Origin of the sequence: Paraburkholderia sp. GAS38 (assembly GCF_050434965.1) — a bacterium.
Lineage (GTDB): Bacteria > Pseudomonadota > Gammaproteobacteria > Burkholderiales > Burkholderiaceae > Paraburkholderia > Paraburkholderia phenazinium_A.
Genome location: NZ_JBNDJO010000003.1, coordinates 23,198 through 35,208 on the forward strand (window position 1 = coordinate 23,198; position 12,011 = coordinate 35,208).

The 12,011-nt window shown below is 63.3% G+C and carries 12 protein-coding genes; 4 read left to right on the forward strand and 8 right to left on the reverse strand.

What is annotated here, in order from left to right; translation table 11 throughout:
* The first annotated feature begins 21 nt into the window (after positions 1–21).
* Both P3T42_RS07705 and P3T42_RS07710 read left to right on the forward strand, forming a co-directional pair.
* The gene (locus tag P3T42_RS07705; RefSeq protein ID WP_429305639.1) at positions 22–627 is read left to right on the forward strand and encodes a TetR/AcrR family transcriptional regulator; all 606 of its coding nucleotides are present in this window, start codon (positions 22–24) and stop codon (positions 625–627) included.
* 113 nt (positions 628–740) lie between these two features.
* Positions 741–1,139: a PaaI family thioesterase gene (locus P3T42_RS07710; protein WP_074294289.1), complete on the forward strand. Its 399-nt coding sequence runs from the start codon at positions 741–743 to the stop codon at positions 1,137–1,139.
* A 14-nt stretch (positions 1,140–1,153) separates the two neighbouring features.
* On the opposite strand, the gene P3T42_RS07715 is transcribed toward P3T42_RS07710, so the two are convergent.
* The 3 genes from P3T42_RS07715 to P3T42_RS07725 form a co-directional block, all read right to left on the reverse strand.
* Positions 1,154–2,329, reverse strand: coding sequence for a porin (locus P3T42_RS07715; protein WP_429305640.1), 1,176 nt, complete (start codon positions 2,327–2,329; stop codon positions 1,154–1,156).
* A gap of 270 nt (positions 2,330–2,599) precedes the next feature.
* Positions 2,600–4,096, reverse strand: coding sequence for a M81 family metallopeptidase (locus tag P3T42_RS07720; RefSeq protein ID WP_429305641.1), 1,497 nt, complete (start codon positions 4,094–4,096; stop codon positions 2,600–2,602).
* A gap of 85 nt (positions 4,097–4,181) precedes the next feature.
* Positions 4,182–5,507: an MFS transporter gene (locus P3T42_RS07725; RefSeq protein WP_429305642.1), complete on the reverse strand. Its 1,326-nt coding sequence runs from the start codon at positions 5,505–5,507 to the stop codon at positions 4,182–4,184.
* Positions 5,508–5,655: 148 nt separating this feature from the next.
* Between P3T42_RS07725 and P3T42_RS07730 the strand changes: the two genes are divergently transcribed.
* Complete coding sequence (locus P3T42_RS07730) at positions 5,656–6,582, forward strand: LysR family transcriptional regulator (protein WP_074294293.1); 927 nt, start codon at positions 5,656–5,658, stop codon at positions 6,580–6,582.
* Between the two features lie 54 nt (positions 6,583–6,636).
* On the opposite strand, the gene P3T42_RS07735 is transcribed toward P3T42_RS07730, so the two are convergent.
* Together P3T42_RS07735 and P3T42_RS07740 are read right to left on the reverse strand one after the other, a co-directional pair.
* Positions 6,637–8,094, reverse strand: coding sequence for an alkaline phosphatase family protein (locus P3T42_RS07735; protein WP_429305643.1), 1,458 nt, complete (start codon positions 8,092–8,094; stop codon positions 6,637–6,639).
* 85 nt (positions 8,095–8,179) lie between these two features.
* Entirely contained in the window at positions 8,180–8,452 is a 273-nt protein-coding gene (locus P3T42_RS07740; RefSeq protein ID WP_074294295.1) for a hypothetical protein, read from the reverse strand.
* A 155-nt stretch (positions 8,453–8,607) separates the two neighbouring features.
* On the opposite strand from P3T42_RS07740, the gene P3T42_RS07745 reads away from it, so the two are divergent.
* Positions 8,608–9,525, forward strand: coding sequence for a CHAD domain-containing protein (locus P3T42_RS07745; RefSeq protein WP_429305644.1), 918 nt, complete (start codon positions 8,608–8,610; stop codon positions 9,523–9,525).
* A gap of 42 nt (positions 9,526–9,567) precedes the next feature.
* Here the strand turns inward: P3T42_RS07745 and P3T42_RS07750 are convergent, their stop codons facing one another.
* The 3 genes from P3T42_RS07750 to P3T42_RS07760 form a co-directional block, all read right to left on the reverse strand.
* Positions 9,568–9,789 (reverse strand): hypothetical protein, encoded by a 222-nt coding sequence (locus P3T42_RS07750; protein WP_074294297.1) that lies wholly within the window; start codon positions 9,787–9,789, stop codon positions 9,568–9,570.
* 224 nt (positions 9,790–10,013) lie between these two features.
* Complete coding sequence (locus P3T42_RS07755) at positions 10,014–10,937, reverse strand: NADP-dependent oxidoreductase (protein ID WP_429305645.1); 924 nt, start codon at positions 10,935–10,937, stop codon at positions 10,014–10,016.
* Positions 10,934–12,001: an alkene reductase gene (locus P3T42_RS07760; RefSeq protein WP_429305646.1), complete on the reverse strand. Its 1,068-nt coding sequence runs from the start codon at positions 11,999–12,001 to the stop codon at positions 10,934–10,936. Before P3T42_RS07760 ends, P3T42_RS07755 begins: the two co-directional genes overlap by 4 nt.
* Positions 12,002–12,011 lie beyond the last annotated feature (10 nt).

Consider the following 12,011-nt stretch of genomic DNA (forward strand, 5'->3'; position numbering starts at 1 on the left):
TCAAGCGTCACGGAGAAGAAAATGGGCTATTCGCAGGCACAGAAGGCTGAGAGCCGGCAGCGGGTGCTGGAGAATGCGTCGCGGCAGATTCGCGAGCACGGCATCGAGGCGCTCGGCGTGGCCGACTGCATGCGCAGTGCGGGGCTCACCCATGGGGCGTTCTATGGTCACTTCGCGTCGCGCGATGCCTTGATCGTGGAGGCGCTCGAGTACGCGCTCACGCAAAGCCGGGCGCGCATGGCGGCGCGCGAAAGCAAACCCGGCAAGCGGAACGAGACACCGCTGCAATCGATTGCCGAGGCGTTCCTCGACGAGCGCCACGTCAAGAATCCCGGCAGCGGTTGTGCACTGTGTGCGCTGGCGGGCGAGGCGCGGCATGCGAACCCTGACATCCGGGCATTGTTGACGCGCTATCTGCACGAATTTACGGCACGCATTGCGCAGGCCACGTCGGGCGGCGAGGGCGCCGGCGCCGGCGATGGCGACGAGAAAGCGGCGCTTGGCATCGTCGCGACGATCGTCGGCGCTATTACGCTCGCTCGTGCCGTAGATGACGACGCGCTGGCCAAATCGATTCTGGCGTCGTCGCTCGCGCTGGTGATGACGCAGGACGGCGGGACGCGGTAAGAGAGGAGTGGGGCGACGGCATTTCGGGCGAGCGGGTATGCTGGTGCGGTTGAGCCGCGTCTCAATCTTCCGCAACCGTCGCTAACCGCAGCGCGTTTTCAAAAGGCCCCAGCATGTCGGACCATCCCATCGACAATCCCTTCCTCGAATCGCTCGGCGTGCGCCTGACGCAATGGCGCGAGGGCTATGCGGAGCTGCGCATGTCGATCGATCCCAGCAAGCTCAACCGCCAGGGCGTATTGCAGGGCGGCGCGATCGCCACCCTGCTCGATGCCGCAGCCGGATACGCCGGGTTATACGCCGAGCCGGGGCAAGCCGCACGGCACGCGTTCACGTTGTCGCTGACAACCAACTATCTCGACAAGGGACTCGGCGAATACGTGACCGCGAAGGGCTTTCTCGAACGTCAGGGGCGCTCGATCTTCTTCTCGCGCGGCGAGGCCTGGGTGGACGACCATATCCTGATCGCCAGCGCACAAGGTACGTTCAAATATTCGAAAGGCGCGAGCTAGAAGAGCTCGAACAGCTAGAACCGGTGACGCATCCCGAGCACCGCCAACGCCTGCTCGCGGCTCGTACCGTAGAAGCCTTCGTCACCCACTGAAGCCGTCGCCGGCACCAGATTGTCGAGGTTGTCGAGCGTCTGGCCGTTTGCTCTTTGGTAGACCGCGCTGAGGTAGACGTCGGTGCGCTTGGAGAGGTAGTAATCCGAGGCAAGAGAGAGCTGGTTGTAGCTTGCCGACGCGCCTTCGCCCGTCGCCTTCGTATAGCTGTAGCCGGCGGCGAGGCTCAGTGCGGAATTCAGCGCGTAATGAAGGAATCCGGAGCCGCTGTTAAACGTCAGGGTTGCGCCGGAATCGAATTGATGGAACTTCGAGTTGCTATACGCCGCACCGGCAATGAAAGGCCCGAACACATATTGACCGCCGATCCGGCCGATCTCATTCGACGTAATGTTTTCAAACTGAACGATCGGATTGTCGTAGGCCAGACCTTCAGCAGTGGTTGATGCCGTGGTGCTGGCGACGCCGTCGACCAGCGCCGTGGTGTTGTCCACCTTGCTGACGGTATAGCCGCCGGCGAGGGAGAGGCCGCCATTCGTGTATGACGCTCCGAGGCTGTAGAAGCTGCCTGCCGAAACCGAGCCGGCGATACCGTTCAGAGCGGCCATCGCCTCGAACTGAAAGCCGGCCAGTACCGGGCTCGCGTATTTGATAGAGTTGTTGATATGCAGGAGTGCGTCGTAATTATCGACGTTGCCGACGGTTGCGAAGAGCGAGCCGAAGTAGATATCTCCGGTGAGCGGTTCCAGTACGTCCGTGACGGGGTCGAATTGCCGTCCGAAGGTCAGCGTTCCGTAGTCCGTGCTGGATAGGCCCACATAAGCTTGCTCGCCGAATTCGACGCCTGACTCCGACAAGCTTCCCGTACTCGGATTGAAAGCGCTTTGCAGATTGAAGACAGCGCTCAGATTGCCGCCTAGCGCTTCCGTGCCTTTCAAGCCCCAACTGGTGGTCTGGATGTTGCTGTTGATAAATCCCACTCTGTTGGCGCTGTTGGATCCGCCGGCGTTGGTCACGAAACCCACGGCGGTATCGATGGCGCCGTAGAGCGTCACGCTGCTCTGCGCATGGCTTGAGGCCGGGGCGCAGCCTATGATCAGCACAAGGCCGGACAAGACTGCGGCATTCAGTTTCTTCATGAGCGTTCTCGCTTGCGTATCGGGCTTTCAGACATCGGGATCGGTTTTATTTGCTATCCCCGGCGACCTAAAAGTAACAGCAGCGATGTATGGCTGTTCATCGGTTTGCGACGCTGATTTGCTCAACTACGACCTCGGGAAGGTCTAAGCGTCAATGCGGATTTGGAATGCGGATTTCATTGCGCTTTTCGTAATTAGGGGTAATCGAGGATTGGAATAATGAGCGTGGCCGCCGCAGCCTCCGCCTTACGGCTGCGGCGGCCGGTTGTCCTAAGCGCCGAACGGCTTCCCCATCGGCCGTACGCGGATACCTTGCGTCAAGCGTGTCCACGGCAGATCTGCCGGGTCGGCGGTCATCGGACCCGGCGCCTTCGCCACCAGCACCGCATGCGCAATCGGCTCGAAGTCGGCCCGGAAGTGCACGGAGCTTTTGTTGACGAGTATCTTCATCGCTTCAGGCTCGATGCCGGCCACTCGATAGAGATTGCGATCGAGCATCTGCGCCTTCGTCGAACTTACGGCAACGCGCACCCCGCCGATCGCGAGGCAGGCAACCGGTCCAAGCTCGACCTGCATGCCGTGCATCATCGGTCCGTCGTAGCGGCAGCGGCCATCGGAAAGCGCTACGACCTTGAAGGTCCCGACGAAAGGCGTATCGCCCGGGGTTCCCGAGCGCCCGCCCAACGCCAGTTCGAGCGTCGCGCCGAGGCCCACCTCGTGAGCCTGTGCCGCGGCTTCCGGGTCCCAGATCAGGCCAAGCGCCGCATCCTGGGCGCCGTTATCGAGCAGCGCGCGTAGCATGCCGGTGGTGTTCGAGTCCGCGCCGGCTCCTGGGTTGTCCTGAGTATCGGCGATCACCACGGGTTTTTGCGCCGTCGCGCTCAGACGCATGGCTTCGGCCACGGCGGCGTCGGGCGAGAGAAACGGCACCGCCCACAGCGACTCGTCGCGCAGCATCCTGTCGTGGAGCGTGTCCACGGCGTGCCGCACCGCTGCGGCGTCCTCGCCGTAACCCCAGATCACGGGACCACATTCGGGGAAGTCGGCAGCGGGAAAACCGGGGGCGAACGACAGCGACACGACCGCGTCCTCTTCCTGCGTGCCGAGCTCGGCATACATCGAGCGCGCCGGCTCCAGCAGCGTGCACATGCCATTGATCGGGATCAGGAACGGCAGACGCCGTGCCGCTTTCACCAGTGGCTTATGCCCGGCAAGCAGGCGCGCCAGCAGCCGCTCGGCACGCGCGCCGGTGTCGGCCATGTCTACGTGCGGATAGGTACGGTAGGCGACGAGCGCGTCGGCGCTGGCAAGCATGCGCTCCGTCACGTTGGCGTGCAGATCCAGCGAGGCGACCACCGGCACGACCGCACCCACTTTGGTACGGATGCGCGCGAGCAGTTCGCCTTCGCCGTCGTCGACATGTTGCGCGACCATCGCGCCGTGCAAGTCGAGATAGATCGCATCGAAGCCGCCTGCGGCCGCCGCCGCGACGATCTCACCGGCGATCCGTTCGTAGGCGTCTTCCGTCACCTGTGCCGACGGACTGGCCGCGGTCCAGATCACCGGCATCAGCGTATGTCCGTGCTGCTCGCTCGCGCGGATAAAGCCGCCAATCGGCAGGTTGACGTCGCGCAGCGCCAGCACGGCTTCGCCGCGCATCATCGGCGGATGACCTTCACCGCGGACGAAGCTCGCATAGGTCGCCGGTGACGGCGCGAACGTATTGGTCTCGTGCTGGAAGCCAGCGATCAGGATCTTGAATGCCACTTCGTTGTCTCCATGAAGGCCGGCGCAGGCATTTGCGCCGGCGTGTGATTTGCGTAGACCTGGCGTGGGCGATGCCTGCAATGCCTCAAGCCTGGGCGGGTTGTGTGGACTGCGTGGGTGCCGCAGTCCGGCGGGCGGGCAAACGGTTCGCCAGCAGCAGAATCGCGCCGAGCGCCAACAGCCCGACCATCACGTACAAGCCGGCCTGCAGGCTGCCGGTGACGGTCTTGGCCCACCCGATGATCGTCGGGCTCAGAAAGCCTCCCAGCAGGCCGATCGTATTGATCAACGCAATGCCGCCCGCAGCCACGTCGCCTTTCAGATAGTCGGACGGGATCGCCCAGAAGACCGTATAGGAGATCCACATCATCGCCGTGGCGACGGTCATGAAAATCAGCGACAGCACGAGTTGCCCGCTCGCCCACGTCGCGACAGCCAGTGCGAGCGCGCCGATCAAAGCCGGCACGGCGCTATGCCAGCGCCGCTCGCGAAAGCGATCCGAACTGCGCCCGCCGATGTACATGCCGATCACCGCCGCGATGTATGGGATCGTCGAGTAGAAGCCGATCTGCAGCGTGTCTTTCACGCCATCGGCCTTGAGGATGGTCGGCAACCAGAAGTTGACTGTGTAGATGCCGCAGATCACGCAGAAGTACGCGATCGCCATCAGGTACACGCGCGGATCGCGCGCCACCTGGCCGAACGAGTGATGCGCGGCGCCGGGCGTGGCGAGGCCGGCGTCGATCGTGCGCCGCTCGTCGGCCGACAGCCACGTCGCCGTGGCCGGACGGTCGGCGAGGAAGAACCATGCGACGACCCCCAGCAGGATGCAGGGCAAGCCTTCCACGAGAAACATCCACTGCCAGCCGGCGAGACCGAAGGCGCCCGCAAAGGCTGTCATGGTCCAGGTCGACAGCGGACCGCCCACCACGCCGCTAAGCGGTCCGGCGATCATCACCGTGGCGATGGCGCGCGCCATGCGCGCTTCGCCGTACCAGTAGGTCAGGTAAAAGATCATCCCGGGTGCGAAGCCGGCCTCGAATACCCCAAGCAGAAACCGCAGCCCGTAGAACATCGTCACGTTATGGATGAACAGCATGGAGGCCGACGTCAGCCCCCACAGCACGAGGATGCGGCTGATCGTTTTGCGGGCGCCGAGTTTTGGCAGCAAGAGATTGCTCGGGAGTTCGAACAACACGTAGCCGAGAAAGAAAATGCCCGCGCCGACGCCGTACACCGCGTCGGAGAAGCCGAGATCGCTTTGCATCTGCAGTTTCGCAAAGCCGATGTTGAGGCGGTCGAGGCAAGCGAACAGGTAGCAGATCAGCAGAAAGGGCAGCAGACGCCAGTTCAGTCTGTTGTAGAGCGCCGTGCTCTGATCGGCACTCGGATTCGACGGGATAGCGGACACGGACGATCTCCAGATGAGGGTTGGCAGACGGGCAGTGCGTGACCGAACGATAGTCGGCAGCCAATAACGGGCAAGCAAGAGCAACTAAAGTGAAGTAATGTTGCCCGTTGGGCAACACGCTCCAGCGGCCAGACAAAGGACCCAGACGATGCGAGAGATCAACCAGCGCCGGCTGCGCTATTTCCATGAAGTGCTGTCCCACGGCTCGATCCGCGGGGCGGCGGACAAGCTGAATACGGCAGCCTCGGTCATTACGCGGCAGATCCGGCTGCTGGAGGAGGAGATCGGCGCGCCGCTATTCGAGCGGCGTGCCCGTGGTGTGGCGCCGACTGAGGCGGCGCTGCATCTGGTCGAATTCTGGCGCGGCTGCCAGGCGCAACAGGAACAGTTCGAGCAGCGGTTGCAAGCGCTGCAGGGATTGCAGCAGGGCCATGTGAGGCTGGCGATTAGCGAAGGCTATATCGACGGTCTGATGGACGAGGTGCTGACCGATTTTTGCACGCAGTATCCGCGACTCGATATCAGCGTCGATGCGTTACCCGTCAACGACGTGGTCGGCGAAGTGGTGGAAGGACGCGCGCACATTGGGCTGGCTTATAACCCGCCGTCGCATCCGCACATCGAGTATCGCGCGACCTCGTCGCAGCCCGTCGTATTGCTGGTGCGTGCCGGCCATCCGCTGACGGCGCGCAGCGGACCGCTTGCTGTCGGCGACATGCTGCCGTATCCGCTCGCGCTGATGCCGGCGGCCTTCGGGCTCGGCCAGGTCGTGCAGATGCTCGCGTTTGCCGAAAACATCCAGATCCGGCCCACGGTCCTCACCAACTCGGTGGCCTTACTCCGGCGCTTCGTGAAGAAAGGGGACGGCGCGACGCTGATAGGGCGGTTTGCGGCCATGCATGAGATCGCGTCCGGTGAGCTGGTCGCGCTGGAGATCGATCATCCGCTGTTCGCCTCGGCGAAGGCGCGTGTTTTGGTTCGGGCAGGGCGGCCATTGGCCGCCGCTGCGGATGAGCTGCTTCGCTGGATGGTGGGGCGGATGTCCATGTTTAACACTCCAGGCGGATCGCAGTAGCCGTAGCCTTAGCCGCCACAGCCATGCTGATTGCGACCGCTCCGGCCGCTCGTTTCAACCGTGCGGATCCGCCGCAGCCGCCGTCTTGCGGCTCGCAAGCCACGCCTTCGTACGCGAGGCAATGTAATCGGCGTACTCGGCATTGGTCGTCAAGGCCGGCATCTGATGATACGCGCCACCCTTTGCATCGGGCACCGGCAAGCGCGACACCAGTTCCGCGTGGACCTGTTGCAGATGCGACGGCTGCTGGACTGCCGCAGCGCTGCTGCCGGTCGATTTCGGCACGCTCACGGAGGCCAGCGGATCGTCGCTACGCGGCGTCGTGAGAGTCAGCACATCGCCCACGTCGGGCGCGGCGGCGTCGCGGGCCGTGAGGGCGGGCAGACCCCAACGCGTTTCGACCGTCTTCAGGATGGAGGTGTGATCGAGCGGCATGGTGCCTTCCGCAACGCGGAACACCGTGCCTGGCGCGATCAGCGGCGAAATCAGCACGGTCGGCACACGCAGGCCGAAACGCGTGAAGTCGAAGCCGTATTCGCCCGCCGAGTTGTCCGGCGGCACGGCGCCCGACGGCGGGGCAACATGGTCGTAGCAGCCGCCATGCTCGTCGTACGTGACGATCAGCAGGGTCTTGTTCCACTGCGCTTCGTTGCTGCGCAAGGCGTAGTAGACATCGTGGATCAACTGCTCGCCCAGCGCGACGTCGTAGTTGGGATGCTGGCTGTTGCCGGCGGCGTCCCAACTCGGTTCGAGAAACGCATAGGCCGGCAGCGTGCCGTTTTGTGCCGCGCTCTGGAAGTCGGTGAAGAGACCGAAGTGATCGTCGGACGCGTTCGTCGTGTCCGGGAAGTTCATCCGCGTGAGCGGCGGCTGATTGTATCCGTAGATGACCCAGCTCTGATTGTGCTGCGACAGCAAGCCGAAGATGCTCGGCGAGGTATAGGTCTTGGTGTTGTCGTCCATGTGCCCCTGGCTCGTCGCCGCGCACACGAACGCGCGATTCGGCAAGGTCTCGGTCGGCACCGAACTGAACCACTGGTCGCAGACGGCGTAGCCGCGCGCGAGTCCAGAAAGCACCGGTAGCATGGCCGGTGTGTACATACCCATGATGTCCGAGGCAACGGTGCCCGGCAGCACCGACCAACTGGGTTTCTTCGATTCCCAGCCGAGCGTGTACACATAGTCGCTCACGAAGCCCTGGTTGGTGGCGACCGGCGGCGTGGGCGCCTTCACCGTGCCGAACAACTGCGAATTCGTTGCGCTATAGCCTTCGCCCGGATCGGCGCCGGGTTGGAAATATGCGTTGCTGTCGCTTGCCTGGATCGCGTACACCTTCACGGCTTCGCCATTCGCAGCGGGGTTGGATTCGTTGCCGGTCAGTCCGTCGAAAGCCTGACCTGCAGGCGACTTATTCTGTTGGTCCGTGTAGAGGAAACCCAGCATGTGGTCGAACGATCGGTTCTCCAACATCAGGACGACAACATGCTCAATCGCGGCAAGCTGGTTAGCCATAGACACTCCCTCGTTGATCTCGTTTCGAAGCCCGATATGCATTGCACCGCGCCGAGCGCTCGCTCAGGCACGGTCCAACGCGCCTTTACGCATGCATGCGTTCCGAGGCTTCGACCGCGACACGGGCTGCAGGTTCGGCGCACCGTTCCTTACGTTTTGCGAGGCCAAAACGCCTCACGAGTTCGTGACCTTTTGATGTCACGCGGTAATGCGCATGGCCGGATTCCGCGGCTACGACTTCGACCAGGTGCGCATGCTCAAGCGGCAGGACGTCGAGGTCGGGCAGCGCAAGGCGTTCCGGCGAGTGGTACAGCACGAATAGAGTGGCAATCTCGTGGTGACTGAGAAGGGTGGTCATGGGGGGCACCAGGTGCGGGTAAAGCTGCGGACAAAGCGGGGCAGCACGCAGGATTGCGAGGGCCGAATGAAACGGTGCTTTTGATGGTTTCGACTTTACCCAGGTATCGTGACAATATCCTTATCGCGGCATCTTTTCACAAGGCGCACCCCACCATGAGTTTCCGTCCCGTTGTAGCTGAAAGCTCAGAGACAGCCGCGCCGTCCCCAACGTCGGCCCAAGCGCGGGCTGGACTCATCGCCCCTTCGACGAGCGTGGTGGATGCGTTTGCGCTGCTTGCCACGTCGATTGCCGGAGAGGCCGTGGAGCGGGTGCGTAAGCTCGATGGCGGCGGCGCCCCCGAGGATCTGCACAAGCTGCGCGTGGCGCTGCGCCGGTTGCGCACGCTCTGGTGGGCGTACCAACCGCTGCTCGACAAAAAAGATGCGAAGCTGCAACGCCGCGAATTCAAGGCGCTCGCCGACGCCGCCGGCCGGACGAGGGACTGGGATGTCCTGCACGACCTGATCGCCGCGGCCAATCCGTCGAATCAGCACGACGCATTGGCCTTGCTGATCAAAGCGATCGACGAACACCGTGCCGAGGCGCTGTCGTTCAGCCTGAAGGCCATCGGCAATGCGGGCGTCGAACGGATACTCGAGCAGGCCTTGACGAGCGCGCATCAGCAACTCGATTTGCAAGGTGCCGGTCGGCCCATTGCAAGCTTCGCCGAAGAGCGTGTGCAAGCGGCCGAGCAGGCTCTGAAAAAGCGTGTCAGGCGAGCGGTATCGGCGCAGGCCTCGGACTATGCGGCGCTTCACGAGGTGCGGATCGCGGGGAAAAAACTGCGCTACCTGCTGCAGTTCTTTGCGCCGGTTCTGGGTGGCGGTCATCAGGCTGTCATCGAACGTCTCACGGTGGTGCAAGACGAACTCGGAACCTTGAATGATCTGGTGACGAGCGAAGCGTTGCTTCGCGAATATGCATTTCAACTGGGTGAGGCGAAGCGGGTGAAGCAGGCAATCGCGCATCTGCAAAGCGAAACTGCGCACCATATGCACCACGTTCACGAGGTATTGCGAACGGCCGGCTGAGAGTTGAACCCGGCGCCCATAGCCATCGCACGGCCGCCACCTCTACGCGAATTCCGATCGGCGCAGCCCCGCGCCATGTTGCCAGTCGTTAGCGGCCCGTTCCCCTTCGGCGCGTGCCTGTGCCTGCGAGGCAAACATGTCCTCGCTGTATGCCACCACTTTCTTGCCCGTGCCGTGCTGCCGTTCGGTTGTGAGAGCCCAATGCCAGCCACCATCCTGTTCAAACACGTGAAGCGTCAAATCAGATGAGCGCGGATATGTCATCTATGCCTCCGCAGTTAGGGGGCCCGATGGGCAATAAGGCCCCAGGCTCCGCTGAACTCAGCATAGGCGTATAAATGCTGCGTCGCAACATTAATTTTTAGTGACATCCGCCTAATGGGGTGGGACACCGCTCGTCATTGGGCGAGCGAAAGTCCATAGATTTATTTCGGATAACGAATTGAAATCGATCTATGGACTCCCTGCTGCGTGTTCAACCATGTCAATTAGCGGAACTGGACGACCGTTTTGCCGCGCCCATGTCCGGTCTTGTTGCGCTCGATTGCCTCAGCCGCTTCGGTCGGGGCGACGATCTCGGAGACTTCAGCTTTCAAATCACCTCGTGCCACGTCCAGGGCGATTGTCGCGAGCTGTCCGGCGTCGGCACGCATCTGAAACCACACGCCGCGTTTGCCCGCCGGCGTTTGCGTCGCAATCTCCGGCGCGGCCGTGCTGACGACCTTGCCGTCCGCCGCGACGATTTGCCAGGACTTCGCCAGTGCTTCGCCGCCCACCAGATCGAGCACGAGGTCCACATGCTTCGCGACGTCCCAGAAGGACTCGGTGCGGTAGTCGATGACTTCGTCCGCGCCCAGTTCGCGCAGATAGCCGGCATGGATACCTCGCGCGGTGCCGATGACCCGCGCGCCGGCGCGCCGCGCGAACTGAACGGCGAAACTGCCCACGCCGCCTGCCGCTCCGTGAATCAGCACGGTCTGCCCGCGCTTCAGCTCACCCGCTTCGAACAAGGCTTGCCACGCGGTCAGCGCGGCGACCGGAGTCGCTGCGGCAACCGTATCGCTCAAACCGGCGGGAATCCCCGTGAGTTTGTCGGCCGCAAGTGCGACGTGATCGGCATAGGCGCCGATGCCGCCCAATGCACCCATCACGCGGTCGCCGACGGCAAAGCCCGTGACGCCGGCGCCTGTTGCGACCACTTCGCCTGCGAGCTCGATGCCCAAGGTGGCCGGAAGCGGCAACCGGAAAACGTCCTGCAGGATTCCGTCGCGAATCTTCCAGTCCAGTCCGTTGACGCCGGCCGCGTGCACACGGACCAGCACTTCGCCGGATGCGGCGTGCGGGGCGTCCATCTGATCGATCGAGACGGCATGGGCGCCCCCATAAGCGTGAATACGAAGGGCGCGGTTCATTGTGCATTCTCCAGAGTGGGATAGTCGATGTAGCCTTCCGGGCCGGCCGAGTAGAACGTGTCGCGCTCAGGCGTGTTGAACGCCGCGTTCGCGAGGAATCGCTGCGACAGATCCGGGTTGGCGAGGTACAGACTGCCGAATACGGTTGCATCCGCGCCGCCGTCCGCGACGAGTACCTGGGCGCTCGCCTGGTCGAGACCGCCGCCGGCCAGCAACGGGCCGTCGAACAAGGGCCGCAAGAGGGCGCGGTAGTTGAACGCGCTTCTGGTGCGGGCGACGTGCAGATAAGCCAGCTTGAGCCGCGAGATGCGCTGCACCAGGTATTGATAGGTCTCTTGCGGTGTGGCGTCGCTCGCGCTGTTGAAGCCCATCTCCGGCGCGATCTTGATGCCGACGCGATCGCTGCCCGCTTCTTCCGTCATGGCCGTCAACACGTCGAGCACGAAGCGCGCGCGGTTTTCAAGCGAGCCGCCGTAGCGGTCGGTCCGCTGATTGGTCCCGGAAGACAGGAACTGTTCCGGCAGATAACCGGAGGCGGCATGCAGTTCGACGCCGTCAAAGCCGGCTTCCAGAGCGTGTCGTGTGGCGAGCCGGTATTCCTCGACGATGCCGGGAATCTCCTGCGTTTCCAGCGCGCGCGGCACGACGAAGTCCTGCGGGCCGGCGGCTGTGAAAACCTTGCCTTCCGCGGCAATCGCCGAAGGCGCGACGGGCGTCGCATGATCCGGCAGCATGCTCGGATGCGAGATGCGTCCGGTATGCATCAACTGCAGGAAGATGAGGCCGCCCTTTGCATGCACGGCAGCGGTAATGCGCTTCCATGCTTCGATCTGCGCCGCGGAATGGATACCGGGGGTACGCACGTAGCCCTTGCCCGTCGGCGAGGGGAAGGTGCCTTCGGTCACGATCAGGCCAGCCTCGGCGCGCTGGGCGTAGTACTGCTCGGCGAGGGAGGAGGGCACGCCGGTGGCGTCGTCGGCTCGCGAACGGGTCATCGGCGCCATGACGAGGCGATTGCGCAGGGTATAGCGTCCGAGGCGGGTGCTTGTGTAGAGGGCGTTCATGTCGGTTCCT